The sequence below is a fragment of the Fluviicola sp. genome (assembly GCF_039596355.1).
In the GTDB taxonomy this organism is placed as follows: domain Bacteria; phylum Bacteroidota; class Bacteroidia; order Flavobacteriales_D; family Crocinitomicaceae; genus Fluviicola.
On record NZ_JBCNJW010000007.1, the window covers coordinates 143,492 to 159,856 of the forward strand.

Consider the following 16,365-nt stretch of genomic DNA (forward strand, 5'->3'; position numbering starts at 1 on the left):
AAAATGGCTTCCGTTTTGGAAGCCATTTTTGTTTTGGATAATCGGTTGTTTTTGAGGTCTGTCCCAATATTGGGAAATTGGGTTTTTGGGAATTCCCGAAACCCCAATCAAATACAAAAACACGCTAAAAACCAATAAAATAGCCAGAAACAGGTAATTCCTGTTTCATTATCCGGACACTTCATTTACATTCTTTGTATTTTTGAGGCTCATGCAGGAAAGTAAGTTTAAAACCATAACAGCAATCAGCGAAGGCTTCTACAAAGAAAAAGGATCCAAGTTCCTGGCCTTTGCCATTCCCTGCAAAACCGAAGAAGAAATCAAGGAGCATATTCAGCGATTGCGGAAAGAGCACTACCAGGCCGTACACGTCTGCTCTGCTTTTCGTTTGGGAAGCGATAAGAAACGTTACCGCGCAAGCGACGACGGAGAACCTTCCAACTCGGCAGGAGCTCCGATCCTGGGACAAATCCAATCGTTTGATCTGACCAATATCCTAATCGCGGTGGTGAGGTATTACGGCGGCGTCAACCTGGGAGTCGGTGGATTAATCAATGCTTACCGGACAGCATCCAAAGAAGCACTGGAAAGCGCTGAAATCATTGAACAGGAAGACGAAGTACTCATCAATTTGAGCTACAGCTACGATGAAATGCAGCAAGTGATGAGCCTTTTGAAAAATAGTCCGGCAAAAATCGTAGAGCAGGATTTCCAGCTTTCCTGTAAATTAGCGGTTCAGGTTCCGGTTTCAGGACTCGGAATACTGGATCAGATTGCAGAATTGAACGTACTTCTGCCGGAAGAAAAACACATTATTATTGAAAATCATGGAATTATCCAATAGCGAATTACTACAGCAATTAATCAGCATCCGGGGCGTGGCCAGCGATGAATCACGGATCAAATTTTTCATCAAGGAATACGTATTGAAAAACGGATCGAACTGGAAAAGCAAACCGCACATTATTGACGGAACCGGCTTCCAGGACGCCATGATTCTTGTTTTCGGAGAACCGAGAACGGCTGTCTATGCGCATATGGACACCATTGGGTATTCTGTGGGATATGAAAACGAATTAATCCGTGTCGGAGGACCGAAGAATATCGACGGAACGATCCTGGTTGGAAACGATTCCCAGGGAGAAGTGGAAGGCGAATTGATGATTTTTGAAAATGAATCCGGGCAACAGCGCATTCAATTACTGAGTAACCGAATCGTTGACCGCGGAACACTGCTTTCTTTCAAACCGAATTTCAAGGAAACAAAAGAATACGTTCAATCTCCGTATCTCGACAATCGTTTGGGAGTGTACATTGCCTTGCAATTGGCTGAAACGATGGAAAACGGGGCCATTGTGTTTTCTACGTATGAAGAACACGGCGGAAATTCTGTCGGGGCCTGTGCCAAATACCTGATGAATAATTACGATGTATTCCAGGCGCTGATTTGTGACATTACCTGGGTAACTCACGGAGTCGTACACAAAGGAGGAGTTGCGGTTTCGATGAGAGACAGCATGCTCCCGAGACGAAAATACCTGAATAAGATTCTAACGATCGCTAAAGAATCGAATGTGAAATACCAGCTCGAAGTAGAATCTGCAGGTGGAAGCGATGGTTCTGTTTTACAAAAATCAGATCTTCCGATCGACTGGTGTTTTATCGGAGCTCCGGAAGACAACGTGCATACACCGAAGGAAAAGGTTTACAAGAAAGACATCCAATCGATGATTGACTTGTACCGCGTGTTACTGGAGCAATTGTAATCAGCGCACAGCAAAGACTTCAACCAGTTCTACTTGTCCGTATCTGGTACACCCCCAGGTTGTTTCTGCTCCCCTTCTGTACTTGATTTTTAGCCGGAGGCCGTCTACTTCAAATTTCGAATCGAGGTTTGTGGGATTGAAGTAAAGGCTCATTCCTTCCTGAACGGTAATATCGACAATGTATCCGCAATCCAGCTTCCGAACCACAGCCAAATGATAGTTTTTGGTAACCGTATCGTTTGCCGGCGGAGCTTTTTCATCCACTACCGTGATTTCTTCCCGGTGTTTGGGTTCAGGCTTCGTAGTCTCCACAGTATGTGTACTGTTCTTTGGCGATTTACATGAAACCGCCAATCCAAGGACAAGAAATAAACCGATTCGAATCATTTTTCTAGTTGTTTTGTAACACATGTTTCCCGGCAATTGCCGCAGTAGTCCAGGCTGCCTGGAAGTTAAATCCTCCCGTCACACCATCGATATCCATGACTTCTCCTGCAAAAAACAGGCCCGGATATTTCTTCGATTCCATGGTCTGTACGTGGATTTCGTTCAGATCAATACCACCTGCAGTCACGAATTCTTCTTTGAAAGTAGTTTTTCCTTCCATGGAATACAAATCATTCATCAACACTTCGAGCAATTTGTTTTGGTGTTTTGCCGTCAGTTCGGAACATTTGAACTGCGCCGGAATTCCTGCTTTTTCCGTCAGGTAGTTCCAAAGGCGGGTTTTGATTTCGTAAAGGGGTGAATTTGCCACCAGTTTATTCGATTGGACAAAATCGCGGATTGTTTCGCGAACCGTTTCCTGGCTTTCCTCCCCCGTCCAGTTCACTGCAATTTTTGAACGGTATTGTTTCTCTTCCAGGATTCTGGCTCCAAATGCAGAACATTTCAAAACTGCCGGACCGCTCATTCCCCAATGCGTAATGAGTAAGGGGCCATTGGAAGACCATTTCTGCCCCACGATCTTTACCGAGGCATTTTCCTGCACAATTCCCATCAATTCCTTAACGGATTCATCCGGCATGTTGAAGGTAAACAGGGACGGAACCGGTGCAACAATTTTCAGATCAAAGCTTTTGAGTAATTCAAACCCCGATATTTTAGGCTGTCCACCGGTCGTTAGAATCACTTTAGCAGCCTGAAAGACCATTTCCGGAGTGGTCACTTCAAACATTCCCGAATCGAGTTTCCGGACAGATTCTACCCGTTGGTTCAACAATAACTCAATCCCGTTTTTCCGGATTTCATTCAAAAAACAATCGATGATGGTTTGGGAATCGTTGCTCACAGGGAAATAACAGCCATCCGGGTACAATTTTAGCGGAATATTGCGTTGTTCCAGCCAGGCTTTCATGTCGTTACTCGAAAACTGGTAAAAGGCTTTTTTCAGAAAGCGCTCTCCACGCGGATAGTGTTTCGACAATTCAGCAGGTTCGGAGATCACATTGGTCACGTTGCATCTTCCACCGCCGGAAATCTTCACTTTAGCCAAAGCTTTGGAGCTTCTTTCCAGGATGGTAATCTTTGCTTCTTTGAATGACTCAGATGCACGAATAGCGGAAAAACATCCCGCAGCTCCCGCACCGATTACCAACACATCCACTTTTTTCATAGGTCAAAAGTACAGACAAAAAAAGACCTGTCAACTGACAGGCCCTTTTGATTTCGTTTGTATGTTCGCAAGATTGCGTACACTCCCTTATTTTAATGGATAATTTGAATCTGTTTACGGATGCTTTGATTCTCCGAATTCATTTCAAGCAGATACGATCCTGCACGCAAAGACGAAGTATTCAACGTGATGTGGTTTCCGCCCATTGCTTGTTCCAGGACTGTTTTTCCATCCAGACTGATCAAACGCACAGTTTGTGCATTTCCGTTCATGACGTTCAAAACAAGTTCTCCGTTTGCCGGATTCGGGTACAAGTCAAATGCCAATTCCTGTTCGTTCAAGCCCAGGGGCCCGTCTGCAACCTGCACGGAGTTCTGGTACGTTGCATAGTTTTGTTTTGTCCCTGTAACGAGTAAATAATCGTTTGATGTAAGGCTTGGAATAGTAATCACAGCCTGTCCGCCGGAAGAAATTGCCGATCCAAGCAGGATGTTGTTTTGTGAAATCGCTACGAGGGCTCCGTCAACACTACAGGAAACAGTCACCGAGGTCGTACTTAAAGGCACATTTCCGGGATGAGTCACCGTCAACGGCAGTGTTTGTTTATTTCTGAACTGAGCGGAAGGATCTCCGAACAACACCCAGGTTTGCATCACTTCTTCCCCACTTCCGGAAGGATATTCTTCCAGCATGGATAACTGCGAGTTATAGAACAAACCTCCCAGGGTTGTTTTGTGGTTTTCCGGGTAAGTCTGACCAATAATTGCAGCCATTTCGTCTTGTGTCTGCATCGGTTCTGCCCACGCCATCAAAATGGATGAACCTGCCGCACCGATTGCCCCGGAAGGCGTACTGTTTTTTGTTGCTCTGAGCCATGCTTCCGAAATACAGGTTCCGGTCATAAACGTTCCGTTATTACAAGCTACCGAGATCACAAACGGGTATTTCCCGTTATTAGTCGCCTGGTTGATGTGTGTGCTTTGGAAGTTTCCGCTCACACACAGGTTTACGTCTCCGTGTCCGGTGTAGTTGAACAACCCAACTCCGGAATTGATTGCAGGAAGAATAATAGTTGAATTCGGATCTCCGCTTGCATCTTCTCCACCGTGCGATCCGTCGTAAAACTCGGAAACACCTGTGTAGCCATAGTTCATCAACACCGTCCGGATGTTGCGCAGGTGCTGCCAATCAGCTTCCCCGTCGTCTCCGTACCCGTTTCCTTCATTCGATCCCAGTCCGATTGCATGTTCCATCCAATCTCCTGCCATCGGGTTTTTCTCATACTCCAGCGTGCGGTTCACCATCGTTGTAATATTGGTTTCCGATCCGGAAAAACGTCCTACGAATACTTCCGGGTAAAAATCAGAGCCGGAAAGCTGTCCGTAATACGAATCCGAATAGAGGTTTTCCCCAGCCGACATTCCATACGTATGCGCAGGCACATCTGCATGATCTCCGACCAACAACACATATGTCAGTTCCGGATGGGATGAATAGTAATTTTGAATATAAGCCAGGATCGTTGCATCTGTTGTTCCGGTTGCTGCCGTTGACACCAGTTCGGTACGAATTCCTTTTTGATTTTTCCAGTTTACCAGCGGCGTCACTTCGTCCATCAGGTTCGGCGCTGAAATGACCAGCATGCTTCCGCTTTCGTCCATCTGGGTATATTTTTGAACAACCGGATTGAGTACCATTTTTTGCTGCACGGATTGCATCACCGGGTCTTTTTGTCCGCTGAGTTCGTTTAATCCTGCTGTTTGTTCGTTATATGTGACGCGAATGTGGATATTTTTATAAACTACCAGTTTCTTCGTTACCGGGTTGTACTGGAAAGGAGAAACTTCCACGACTACTCCGCGCATCGATCTCCAGATAAACGGTTGTTTGATTGTCGCAACTGATGCCGGATAATAAGCATTTTGCTGGTAAGCCGCACCGTATGTATATGCAATGGATGCAGGATCAACATTGCGCTTCAGGCTTCCTTTGGAAGGCACAACCTGTATATTATCTAAAATCTGCATCTCATCAAAAGTCACTTCGATTTGCGGATTTCCTTTTGCGGGAAGCTGAATCGTTTCGTGGAAAACAGGAAGTGCCGGAGCTCCCTTTTCCTGACTCACAATTTTAAAAGATTCAGCAAAATTGATTTGCGTTTCACCGTCGACTGTTTTGATTTTATAGGAGATTTCATCAAAAGAACAGGTCATTTCAAGTGATTCCGGGGTTTGTGAATCGAGGCGAAATTTCTGACCATACGAGGTCAAAGCAGCACCTAATACACAGCAAAAAAGGAGCGTTTTTTTCATTTACATAGTTTTTAGCATCCCAATGTACTGATTCCGATTGAATAAGGAATATTAATTAACAAATGACATCCGGTAAAACGTTCAATTAGGTTCAAAAAAGTTGAACGGATTCAGCGGTTCAGATTCATTATTGAACTATTGAACTATTTCTGTAAACAAAAAGAACACTTTAAAATTGCTTCCAAAAGAAAAGGCCGCCAATCTTTCGACCGACAGCCTCTTCTCCATTCATTAACCTGTAGATGTTAATAATTGATCCGTTATCTGTTCTAACGCAAGAAACAGGGAAAGGTTTCACAAAAAAGGCATTTTCTAAAAAAAAATAAAAACTGATCCAGATCAACTTTTCTTTGGACGGGTGTTCCTACCTTTGTAAAACACTAAAACCAATGAAAAATGTTAGTCGGTAAAGGATCCAGGTTGAACAGCATTTTCAAAATGAGATGTCCGCAGTGCCGGGAAGGCGATTTCTTCCTGTCTCATCCCTACGACATGAAAAACCTGGGTAAAACACACGAGCACTGTCCGAAATGCGGGTTGAAATACGAAAAAGAGGTTGGTTTTTACTACGGAGCGATGTATGTTTCGTACGCACTTGGAGTTGCTTTGTTTGTTACCTGCTGGGTGAGTTTCAACCTCTTTTTCCCGGGAACGGGAACCTGGACTCAAATCGCAATCATTTCCGGTTTGTCTATCGTGGTTAGTCCTTATTTCTACGCTCTTTCCAAAATTATCTGGGCAAATCTCTTTTTCTCGTACGATCCGGAAGCCATCAGTAAACATGAACAAGCCGAAGTTTTGAAGTAACTTTTGGAGTCAAGACTGAATGAGGTAAGATGAAAAGATTGCCTTCGACGTCACTCTGTGATCTTTTGAATAAAGTAAAAACAAAAAATCCCCCAGCCGGCAAACTGAGGGATCATTGTCAAAAACAAAACAACTATTGAAGGATGACATTGCGATCTTTCGGATACTTGATCTTGAACGAGTAGGTCTTTCTATCTGAAACTTTGCTCTTCAAATTAACCGTCCAGATTAATTTTCCTGTCGTTTTATCGTAATCAGCTTTATCCGTGTTGATCGTTTCTATAACGATTTCTCCGTTAGTCGTTACAGGAATCTGGTCTTCAATTACCAGTTCGACGGAATTCGCTTTCAGGTTTTTCACAGAGATTTCATACGCATATGTGCGTTCGATGTCGTTACCGATGATTTTTTCCTTGTAATCTTTCTTCAGCAGAATGCGTTTTGCGATGATATTCGGATCTTTGCCAAGACTCAGTTTCAGGGTGTCGTTCATCGCTGTCGGGTCGATGTATGTTTCACCGATATAGGTTCCGTCGAAGAAGATATTCGCACTTGCCGGAACCAGCTGCAAATCTTCCAGTTTGAGCACTTCCGCAATCAGGAACACTCCCGGATCAAGTTTCGGCACGGTATAGTAGCGGTAATTTGCCACTAAATCTACGTTCCGCACCAATACGAAGTGACTGTCACCATTGCTTTCGATCGTATACGGCAAATCAATTTTGTATTCAGCAGACAATACCCGGTTGATAACCGTTGTGAAATCCGCAGCTGTTTCTGCATTAGCCATTTCAGAATCCACAGCATCTTTTTGGTATCTTTCCTGTTCTGCCAATTTATAGGTAGGCGACGGTGTTACACTCATCGTATTCATTCTTCCGTTTACTGCGCTGAAGTTGTAGTAATCCACATACCATGGATGCAGATCCGGCTTGATTTTATTCTGGTATGGATCGTTGGTAGAAAGTGTCAATTGTACATCATCCCAGGATTCTCCGGTATTTTGCTGCACGCTTGCTTTGTAGGCCAGGTTCACTTTACCGGTTGTGATTTCGCTTCGGATATCGTAGGAAGGAATCCAGGAAGCTCCGGAGGCCAGGTAAGAAACTGCCAGTCTTCCGGCAACCACTTCTTTGGACTGAACGGTAATGATCACACGGTGGATCGGGCCGGTTGGTATTTTCGGCGCATTGGACGACTGGTAATTCTGCAGATCGTTCATCCGCGCATTCATTTCCTGAAGGGTGGTGTTTTTCAAACGCATCCGTTTGTTCAGCTGCTGCAGTTTTTTGTTGATTTCATTCATCTTCAACTGGTAATAGTCCATTGCCTGCTTCAATAACTGGATGGAATCATTCACTTTCCCCTGTCCGCGAATAGCCCCGTTGTTCGACAAGATGTTTTTCGAGGTATTCAGCACATCGATCTCATCCTGGATTTCCTTGATGTCATAACTCACATTATTGATAGAATCCTGCAACAGGTTGATGTCTTTCCGGATTTTCAGCGGAAGCCCTTCCAGTTTTACCGTTTCAGGCTTCGGGTAGTACGCCTGGTACTTGGAATCCAGCAAGACCACGTTTCCGAATGCTTTTACCTGCAAGCTTTTCGGATCGATATTCGGGCTGACACCTTCGATGATCAGTTCCGTAATTCCGGGCTTGACATTGAAGTTTGCTTTGCGGTAGACTTGCGCACCGCTGGTATATACCGTCACTTCACTGATGGTGGATTTAATGATCTCTTTGTCGTTGGCGAACGAATGGAAATTTGGGAGAACCGCCAGCAAGAGCACTGCTATCTTTTTCATAGGAATCAATTTCCTTCATGTACTTCCAAATGCGATTTTCGTTCAAATGAATTTTAACAAAAAAGTAGAAAGCGGGAAATAACAGGTCATAGCGAACTGTTTGTCAATGGATAAACCGGTAAAAAATTAAACGACAAGAAACACAGATGAATTTAATTTTTGCACGCAGATGAGCGCAGATTCACACGGATACATTATCAGACCGCACACTATCATATTATTTGTTTCACGCAGACTTGATAGATTTCCGCAGATGAATGATCTGAGAGTTAAGATCAACAGCTATGTGTTCTATGTAACTATGTGGTTGATTTGCAGGTGGATTTTAACACACGATGTATTCTGTGTCCGATGTGAATTATCTTACATTCCTTCGCGGATCAAACAAGGAGGATATACAGCTGCAAAACGGGATTGCTTTACTGCTTCTGCCAGGCAGTGATTCATCGCATCTCTAAACGGAGCGATTTCGTCTTCTCGTTCACCCTGGATATAGTCATACACTTCGAAGGGGAAATAGATGCCCAGCCTGCGGTATACAAATGCTTCTTTTTCCTTCATGTAGTCTGCGTAATTCCAATCGGTTTCCTTTTGGATGATTTCTCCCTGTGCATCCAGCAAATCCATGTAAATGGAGCCTGAATCATATCCGGGGCGAATCACAACTGCTTTTCCCCGCTTCCTGTTTTCTTCCGACCAAACGGACTGACCTTCATTTTCAAATTGAAAGTCGGAAAAATTCAAAAAGTAACGCTGCGTATCCGATAGTTTATCCTGCATCAGGGACAATAATTCTTCCGTTGAGAGTTTGTCGAAAGCGTAGGTTTTCAATTCCACATGATCGTAGGTTTCACCCGTTGCAATATCCATGAACCGCTCTGAGTCTTCTTCTCTGAAAACAACCGGAAGGTTCGCAGTATTCTCATTAAGGTCAGCAAAAACAGCTTTAAACGTTTCCGCCATCCACTCTTCCACTTCCATGGTGTATTCAATCAACAAATCGTGTTCGTCTTCAGCCAGTGATGCGGGAATGAATCCCTGGTACTTTTCTGCCAGCTCCGGAGCGTATTCCGCCAGGAATTCCGTAAATGAATAGGTCTCGTTTTCGTAAACTTCGTCGATATCGGCATCCAGGTAGTGGAAATACAGTTCATAATCCTGCTGAAAATAATTCAGGTAGATAAAACGTGCTTCCGCCAGACGCTCTTCTTCCCAGTATTGTTCGCCGGAGTTTTCGAGCATCTGTTTGCAATAACGAACAAAGTACGGCATCAACTGTTGATTGCTGTCTGTAATAGCCTGGAAAAGGGATTCTACTGTCATGTGTGTTTCGGGTTGTGTTGAGTGGATTCAAAAAAACTTCCGCAAGTTGATTATCACGGAAGTTTTAGGATCTTTTTATTTCTGACCTCTCATTGAGGTTTGATTTGTTTCTCAGATCAAGGCTTTGATTTCACCGATAATGCGGTCTGCCAAATCTGAAGCGGCTTGTGCATCTTTGCTTTCGGTGTAAACGCGAATGATTGGTTCGGTGTTGCTTTTGCGCAGGTGAACCCATTCTTTCCCGATGTAGATTTTTACTCCGTCAACGGTATCTACTTCTTCATTTTTGTAGTTCTCTGCCATTTTCTCGAGAATCGCATCTACATCGATTCCCGGAGTGAGGTCGATTTTCTTCTTCGCCATTTCGTAGTTCGGGTACGATGCACGCAGTGCGGTCATACTCACCTGCTTGTGCGCCAAATGCGACAGGAACAAGGCGATTCCCACCAATGAGTCTCTTCCGTAGTGTAAGTCCGGGTAAATGATCCCGCCGTTTCCTTCTCCACCGATTACGGCATCGGTTTCTTTCATTTTCACCACGACATTTACTTCTCCTACTGCAGATGCATGGTAGGTGCAACCTGCTTCTTCGGTAATGTCACGCAGTGCCCTGGTAGAACTCAGGTTTGAAACCGTTGCTCCTTTGCGCTTGGAAAGAATGTATTCCGAAACGGCAACGAGTGTGTATTCTTCCCCAAACATGGATCCGTCTTCGTTTACCAACGCCAGGCGATCTACATCCGGATCAACGGTAATTCCCAGATGTGCTTTTTCGGAAACCACACGCGCCGACAATTCCGTCAGGTGTTCTTTCAAGGGTTCCGGATTGTGCGGGAAATGTCCGGTTGGATCGCAGTACATTTCAATGATCTCCGTGACTCCCAGTCTGCGCAGCAATTGCGGAACGGAAATTCCTCCCGTCGAGTTTACGGCATCTACTACGATTCTGAAGTTCGCATTCCGGATTGCGGGAAGATCTACATCCGGAAGGGCACAGATCGCTTCGATGTGGCGTTCGATCGCCTGTTCATCTTTCACGACTTTCCCGATGGCATCGATTTCTGCAAAGACAAAGCTTCCTTCAGTGGCAATTTTCAACAATAACTCGCCTTCTGCACCTGAAATGAATTCTCCTTTGCTATTGAGCAGTTTCAGGGCATTCCATTGTTTCGGGTTGTGAGAAGCTGTAAGGATGATTCCTCCGTTTGCCTGGTGGTACGGAACGGCCATTTCCACCGTCGGGGTGGTCGACAAGCCCAAATCAATGACTTCGACTCCCAAACCTACCAGTGTTTGAATCACCAGTGATGCAATCATTTCACCTGAAAGGCGGGCATCTCTTCCTACGACTACTTTCAATGGACCTGATCCCGAAACCGACCGGAGCCAGGTTCCGTATGCAGCTGCAAATTGTACCGCATCAATCGGAGTTAAATTATCACCGGGAACTCCACCAATTGTTCCCCTGATTCCTGAAATGGATTTGATTAATGTCATGCTAAGTCAAAATGAAAAATTCAAAAGTGTAAAATTGACCCTTTTTTAATTTTGAATTTTTAATTAAATTTTTTCTTTAATTCGATCATCTTCAAAACGGTCACTGCGGCTTCTACACCTTTGTTTCCATGTTTTCCTCCTGCCCGGTCAATGGACTGCTGTTCGGTATTGTCTGTCAGCAAACAGAAACCAACCGGTTTGTTGTATTTCAGCGTCACATCTACGATTCCCTGGGTTGTTCCCGAACAAACGAAGTCAAAATGGCGGGTTTCTCCCTGGATCACCACACCGATTGCAATGATTCCGTCGATTTGATCATCCTGAGCGAACCACTGAGCTCCCAAGGGCAATTCGAATGCTCCCGGAACCTGTTTGATTTTCAGATTGGATTCTTTTACTCCTGCCCCCAGCAAGGTTTCAACAGCGCCCTCCAGTAATTTGGAAGTGATATGACCGTTCCATTCAGAAACAACAATGCCGATTGAAAAATCGGCACCGTTTGGAATAGTATCTTGATCGAACGCTGATAAGTTTTTTAAACTTGTAGCCACGTTTCTTTCGTTATTTATTGGACACTCTGGCAATGTATTTGTCAATCGTTTTCTGTTGACCGAACATGTAGTAATCCGTGTTAATTTTTTCGTATAACTCTTTTGCTTTCGCGTAGTCTTTGATTTCTTCCGCAACCTGACCTGCTTTGAACAGGTAAGTAGGTGTTGTCCATTCGTTCTCGTTTACTTCAGCTGCGTCTTCATACATACTCAATGCATCTTTGTATTTACCCAGCTCGCTGTAGCAATCTCCCTGAAGACCCAAAACCATTGCAGGACCATATGTATCTTTCAACGAAACATCTTCCAGCAATTTCAATGCTTTCTGGAATTCGTTTTTCGCCATGTACTGACGCGCAAGTGTAAACTTCGCTACCTGACCTCCCTGATATCCGTCGTTTTTCTTTACAAAAGGTTCCAACTCAGCGATTGCTGCATCTACTGAATCTTTTGCCGCCAGGTTCAATCCTTTGTAGTAACCTTCATTGGATTTCTGGTTTTTCGGCGCATAAACAAACTGTTTGTAAAGAATATATCCAAGAATTCCTACAATGAGTCCAATCACTACTGCAGTGATGATTCGAAGTTTTTTATTCTGTTGAAATTGACGTTTAATATCGTTAAAACTGGTAGTTCCTGCCATTTGTTTTTCTATTTAAGCGTTGCAAAAATAATCTTTTTTTCGAATCTCGGGTTGAAACTTATCAAAAGGTGCTTGTGGAGAAGCATTTTTTGGTTTTGTTTTCATCTGAATGACAAAGATTTCTGAAGAAAAACGTAGTCTTTCTCCCGCAAATCGCACGGATCACGCTGATTTAAAAATTAGATGGTGAATCTTCAACCACTATAGATCACATAGGTTTATCCTGAACCTTTTTGCAACCTATCTATTTTTGCATTTCGTTAAACACCTGAATTCGCACATAAAAAGACATTTTCGTGAAAACAACTTGATTTTTGGAGGTTTTACTTTTCCCGCAAGCTCCGGAATTTTTATATTGAGCAATTAAATTCACTGAATGACGACTTATGCTCTACCGATTCCTGTTTGTCTTAGCTAGCTTTAACGTATGCTGTGCGGACGCTTTTGCACAAATCAGTTACGACCATTATACCGTTAACGACGGACTCCCCAGTCAAACGGTTTATTTTGCTTTACAGGACAAACAAGGATTTTTATGGATTTCGACCGATGCGGGAGTCAGTCGTTTTGACGGTAAAAAATTCACCAATTTCACCACGGAAGACGGACTAGCCGAAGATGAAGTCCTTTCCATGTATGAAGACAGAAAAGGACGCATCTGGTTTTTTCCGTTCAGTAAAAAGATCAGTTATTATTACAACGGGAAGTTTTATTCGGAAAAAAATGACCCGATGGTCAGGCAACTCCCCGACCAATACCTGGGCAACACCTTTTCGTTTGCGGAAGACACGCGGGGAAATATTTATATTCCTTCGGTTTCAAAGGAACTGATCCGGATTGATCTTCAAAACCGGGTCAGACGGTATAAGCTTCCGGGATATATCGCCTGCATTTATCCGAGTCAAGACCGGAAAAATATCTTCTGTGTTACGGAAGGCAGTGCATATTCCGATGGAGATATTTTTAAAATCCCACCTTCCGGAGCACTCCAAAAAGTTCATGCTCCCGAATTGAAGAAAACCCTTCGGGAAAGAATCTGGTATACCAATGCATCAAGCAGTGCCATTCTTTCCAGCATCAGGGGCAAACTCTACGGGATTGACGGACTAAAAGCCCGCTACCTCATCCCGTTTGACCACATTCCAATGTACAAACTATACTATTGGTTTAACAAAGACCAGCACTCGAATATCTGGCGCTCCGATCTCACCGGGCAGAACCTGTTCTACCAGAAAAAAGGCAGTTATTACCAAAAACCGGCCAACATTCTCCCTAATAAGCCTGCCTTTATTTGTTTTGACAGGGAAAACAATATCTGGTTTCTAACCAAAGCCGAAGGGATTTACAAGATTCCCTATTCCAGGCTGGCCAATCCGTTGGAACTTGAGGTGAATGCACATCCCGAAGGAAAACACCTGCTGAGCACTTGTATTTCGGACGACGGAACGCTTTGGCTCGGATATACCAACGGGTATCTCAGTTCTTTTTCAAAGAAAGGCTCCCGACATTATGATCTGGGAATATATTCTCCGTTGATCAACCGGGTACTGCAAATTAAACAGGACCGGGACGGAAATATCTGGGTGGCAACCGACCGGCTGATTTTGTTTATCCGGAAAAAATCTGCCGGAGTTTTCGATTCTCCGATTGAAATCACCGATCGCAAGGGGAAACATCTTTCTGCCAATAAAGGGATTTACTTCGATCCGCAGGGCAATGTCTACCGGATCAGTCCTAATTCTCCTACCCGAAAACTGAATAAACGGCGTATGATTTTTGATTATCCCGACCTAAAAGCGGCCGGTATGCATGGAAGAATCTTCAGCAATTACATTGATTCAAAAGGCAGAAGCTATCAAAGTACCCTCAAGGGATTCCTGCAACTTCACGATCACAAACAGGAAGATTATACCGATCTGTCTGCCATGGATCACCGGTTGAAAGTACGGGTACAGCATTATGCCGAAAATAGCCACGGTGTGTTGTTCCTCGCAACCTACAGTGATGGCTTGATTGCTTTGAAGGATAACAAATGGATTGCCGGATTCAAATACCGGGATGGATTAGCCGGCTCGGTCTGCAAACGCATCTACTGCCTCCACGACACGATTTATGTTGCCACCAACGGCGGGATTTCCATTCTTTCCTTCCAAAAAGATCAATTCAAACTCCTCCGGAATGTGAAACAGGACAAAGGATTGCTTTCAAATGATGTGAATGATCTGGCGTTTTGGGAAAACTGCCTATATGCCGCTACTTCTGAAGGACTATCGATTCTCCGCCTACCGATCCGGGATTTGGCTTCCGCCAAACCTCCCGTTCTCTGCATTCAGCATCTTCGATCGGGAAAAACGGAATTTGACATCGAAAAGCAGTTCACGCTTCCATACAATCCGGATAAAGGGATTACCATCGGGTATATCGCCCCTGTGATGGATAAACCGCAGCTGGTTCAATACCGCTACCGCTTTGCCGGAGATCAAAAAGAATGGCAGATTACCTCTTCTAATGAAATCGAATTCTCCGGACTTCCATTCGGGAAATATGCGCTCGAAATCCAGGCAAAAAAGTACAACAGCAACTGGAGTCGTTCCAAGATCATCCGGTTTACGATTACACCGCCATTTTATTACAGCACCTGGTTTTTGGTTCTCAGCAGCGCTTTGGGGATTGCGTTACTCATTCTCACCTTCCGGTACATCTTGAAAAGAAAGGTCAAAAACCAATTAATGGTTATGCGGGAGCGTGAAGCCATTGAAAAGGAACGCATGCGGATTTCGGCAGATATCCACGACGATATCGGTTCGGAAATCACCAGCATCATTATTTTGTCGAAAACTTTGCGGAATCAACAATCAACGGGAGCCATGAGTAGTGTACTGGACAAACTGGAAGCGGCTTCGCATGAAGTGATCAACAAAATGAACGAGGTCATCTGGACACTCAACCCTTCGAACGACACGCTGCACAATCTCCTGGCCTACCTGCGGGATTACGTTTACCAGTTTTCAGAGAAATATGCCATTGCTACCACCCTGGAGATTGGCGATTCGCTTTACCGCGATACGCCCATGAGCGCCGAGCAGCGACGAAGTACCTTCCTGCTGGTGAAAGAAATTCTGCACAATGTAGTCAAACATGCTCATGCCAGCCATGTTTCAATCGTTATTTCAGAGTCTTCAAACACTCTGACGATCAACATACAGGATAACGGAACCGGATTTGATCCGGATCTCCGCACCAGCGGCAATGGCTTTCGGAATATGCAGAAACGGATTCAAATGCTGAAAGGTAAATTATCTATTGCAACGACAAGGGGAAAAGGAACGTCTATTCTCATAGAATTACCCATTTGAAAAGAATCACGTATGACTCCACTCATTCACGTTAGTATTATCGAAGATCATTCGGACATGCGCGAAGGCATGATGTTTATCATTCATTCGGAACCGGGCTTTCACTGCACTTCGTTTTCGAATGCGGAAGAAGCCCTGAATGCTTTTCGCGAGTCGAAACCACAGGTTGTACTGATGGATATTAACCTCCCCGGAATAGACGGAATCGAATGTACCCGGGAAATCAAGGAACGCTACCCCGAAATCCTCGTCATGATGTGTACTGTACTGGAAGATTCAGAGAAAATTTTCAATGCGCTGAAAGCCGGAGCCAACGGGTATTTACTGAAACGCTCTGCAGGTCAGACACTCATTCAATCGATCAAAGACCTGGTTAACGGAGGTGCTCCCATGAGCAGTACCATTGCCCGAAAAGTGGTTGATTCCTTCAAACAAACAGCGAGTAAACCATTCCAGGAAAAAGAACCTTTGCTGACCAAACGGGAAAACGAAATCCTGGATTTGGTTGCAAAAGGCTATGCCAATAAGGAAATCGCTACCAGGCTCACGGTTAGCCTGCACACCATCCGCACGCACATTTATCACATCTACGAAAAACTGCATGTCCACAACCGGGTTGAAGCATTGAACAAAACGGGGCGAAATAAATGAGTTTCAAAAGTTATCCAAAGCGCTTCACCTTGTA

The 16,365-nt window shown here is 44.3% G+C and carries 13 protein-coding genes; 5 read left to right on the forward strand and 8 right to left on the reverse strand.

The window, feature by feature from the left end; genetic code table 11:
* Window positions 1–211: 211 nt before the first annotated feature.
* Complete coding sequence (locus ABDV94_RS13915) at window positions 212–844, forward strand: YigZ family protein (protein ID WP_343747806.1); 633 nt, start codon at window positions 212–214, stop codon at window positions 842–844.
* Window positions 828–1,766, forward strand: coding sequence for a M20/M25/M40 family metallo-hydrolase (locus tag ABDV94_RS13920; protein WP_343747807.1), 939 nt, complete (start codon window positions 828–830; stop codon window positions 1,764–1,766). Before ABDV94_RS13915 ends, ABDV94_RS13920 begins: the two co-directional genes overlap by 17 nt.
* Here the strand turns inward: ABDV94_RS13920 and ABDV94_RS13925 are convergent, their stop codons facing one another.
* From ABDV94_RS13925 to ABDV94_RS13935, 3 genes are all read right to left on the reverse strand, one after another.
* Window positions 1,767–2,153 (reverse strand): hypothetical protein, encoded by a 387-nt coding sequence (locus tag ABDV94_RS13925; protein ID WP_343747808.1) that lies wholly within the window; start codon window positions 2,151–2,153, stop codon window positions 1,767–1,769.
* Window positions 2,154–2,157: 4 nt separating this feature from the next.
* A complete protein-coding gene (locus ABDV94_RS13930) occupies window positions 2,158–3,381 on the reverse strand; it encodes an NAD(P)/FAD-dependent oxidoreductase (RefSeq protein WP_343747809.1) in 1,224 nt (407 codons plus the stop codon).
* Between the two features lie 92 nt (window positions 3,382–3,473).
* The gene (locus ABDV94_RS13935) at window positions 3,474–5,693 is read right to left on the reverse strand and encodes a C25 family cysteine peptidase (protein ID WP_343747810.1); all 2,220 of its coding nucleotides are present in this window, start codon (window positions 5,691–5,693) and stop codon (window positions 3,474–3,476) included.
* Between the two features lie 396 nt (window positions 5,694–6,089).
* Between ABDV94_RS13935 and ABDV94_RS13940 the strand changes: the two genes are divergently transcribed.
* Window positions 6,090–6,500 carry a DUF983 domain-containing protein gene (locus tag ABDV94_RS13940; protein ID WP_343747811.1) on the forward strand — a complete coding sequence of 137 codons (411 nt, stop codon included), beginning with the start codon at window positions 6,090–6,092 and terminating at the stop codon, window positions 6,498–6,500.
* 133 nt (window positions 6,501–6,633) lie between these two features.
* Here ABDV94_RS13940 and ABDV94_RS13945 read toward each other — a convergent pair whose 3' ends face one another.
* The 5 genes from ABDV94_RS13945 to ABDV94_RS13965 all read right to left on the reverse strand — a co-directional run bounded on the left by ABDV94_RS13945 (window position 6,634) and on the right by ABDV94_RS13965 (window position 12,324).
* On the reverse strand, window positions 6,634–8,310 hold the full coding sequence (locus tag ABDV94_RS13945) for a DUF4139 domain-containing protein (protein WP_343747812.1): 1,677 nt from the start codon (window positions 8,308–8,310) through the stop codon (window positions 6,634–6,636).
* Between the two features lie 363 nt (window positions 8,311–8,673).
* Window positions 8,674–9,633: a hypothetical protein gene (locus ABDV94_RS13950; protein ID WP_343747813.1), complete on the reverse strand. Its 960-nt coding sequence runs from the start codon at window positions 9,631–9,633 to the stop codon at window positions 8,674–8,676.
* Between the two features lie 111 nt (window positions 9,634–9,744).
* Window positions 9,745–11,130, reverse strand: coding sequence for a phosphoglucosamine mutase (gene glmM, locus ABDV94_RS13955; protein WP_343747814.1), 1,386 nt, complete (start codon window positions 11,128–11,130; stop codon window positions 9,745–9,747).
* A 59-nt stretch (window positions 11,131–11,189) separates the two neighbouring features.
* Window positions 11,190–11,681 carry a 6,7-dimethyl-8-ribityllumazine synthase gene (gene ribH, locus ABDV94_RS13960; protein WP_343747815.1) on the reverse strand — a complete coding sequence of 164 codons (492 nt, stop codon included), beginning with the start codon at window positions 11,679–11,681 and terminating at the stop codon, window positions 11,190–11,192.
* A 10-nt stretch (window positions 11,682–11,691) separates the two neighbouring features.
* The gene (locus ABDV94_RS13965) at window positions 11,692–12,324 is read right to left on the reverse strand and encodes a tetratricopeptide repeat protein (RefSeq protein ID WP_343747816.1); all 633 of its coding nucleotides are present in this window, start codon (window positions 12,322–12,324) and stop codon (window positions 11,692–11,694) included.
* Window positions 12,325–12,710: 386 nt separating this feature from the next.
* Here ABDV94_RS13965 and ABDV94_RS13970 point away from each other — a divergent pair, with 386 nt between their 5' ends.
* Both ABDV94_RS13970 and ABDV94_RS13975 read left to right on the forward strand, forming a co-directional pair.
* Window positions 12,711–15,680: a two-component regulator propeller domain-containing protein gene (locus ABDV94_RS13970; RefSeq protein ID WP_343747817.1), complete on the forward strand. Its 2,970-nt coding sequence runs from the start codon at window positions 12,711–12,713 to the stop codon at window positions 15,678–15,680.
* A gap of 12 nt (window positions 15,681–15,692) precedes the next feature.
* Window positions 15,693–16,331: a response regulator transcription factor gene (locus ABDV94_RS13975; protein ID WP_343747818.1), complete on the forward strand. Its 639-nt coding sequence runs from the start codon at window positions 15,693–15,695 to the stop codon at window positions 16,329–16,331.
* Window positions 16,332–16,365 lie beyond the last annotated feature (34 nt).

What these genes read in the sequence shown, in the direction of transcription:
- ABDV94_RS13920 (WP_343747807.1), top strand. Translation starts at nt 828, where the DNA reads ATGGAATTATCCAATAGCGAATTACTACAGCAATTAATCAGCATCCGG.
- ABDV94_RS13935 (WP_343747810.1), bottom strand. Translation starts at nt 5,693, where the DNA reads ATGAAAAAAACGCTCCTTTTTTGCTGTGTATTAGGTGCTGCTTTGACC.
- ABDV94_RS13930 (WP_343747809.1), bottom strand. Translation starts at nt 3,381, where the DNA reads ATGAAAAAAGTGGATGTGTTGGTAATCGGTGCGGGAGCTGCGGGATGT.
- ABDV94_RS13970 (WP_343747817.1), top strand. Translation starts at nt 12,711, where the DNA reads ATGCTCTACCGATTCCTGTTTGTCTTAGCTAGCTTTAACGTATGCTGT.
- ABDV94_RS13975 (WP_343747818.1), top strand. Translation starts at nt 15,693, where the DNA reads ATGACTCCACTCATTCACGTTAGTATTATCGAAGATCATTCGGACATG.
- ABDV94_RS13945 (WP_343747812.1), bottom strand. Translation starts at nt 8,310, where the DNA reads ATGAAAAAGATAGCAGTGCTCTTGCTGGCGGTTCTCCCAAATTTCCAT.
- ABDV94_RS13940 (WP_343747811.1), top strand. Translation starts at nt 6,090, where the DNA reads ATGTTAGTCGGTAAAGGATCCAGGTTGAACAGCATTTTCAAAATGAGA.
- ABDV94_RS13950 (WP_343747813.1), bottom strand. Translation starts at nt 9,633, where the DNA reads ATGACAGTAGAATCCCTTTTCCAGGCTATTACAGACAGCAATCAACAG.
- ABDV94_RS13965 (WP_343747816.1), bottom strand. Translation starts at nt 12,324, where the DNA reads ATGGCAGGAACTACCAGTTTTAACGATATTAAACGTCAATTTCAACAG.
- ABDV94_RS13915 (WP_343747806.1), top strand. Translation starts at nt 212, where the DNA reads ATGCAGGAAAGTAAGTTTAAAACCATAACAGCAATCAGCGAAGGCTTC.
- glmM (WP_343747814.1), bottom strand. Translation starts at nt 11,130, where the DNA reads ATGACATTAATCAAATCCATTTCAGGAATCAGGGGAACAATTGGTGGA.
- ABDV94_RS13925 (WP_343747808.1), bottom strand. Translation starts at nt 2,153, where the DNA reads ATGATTCGAATCGGTTTATTTCTTGTCCTTGGATTGGCGGTTTCATGT.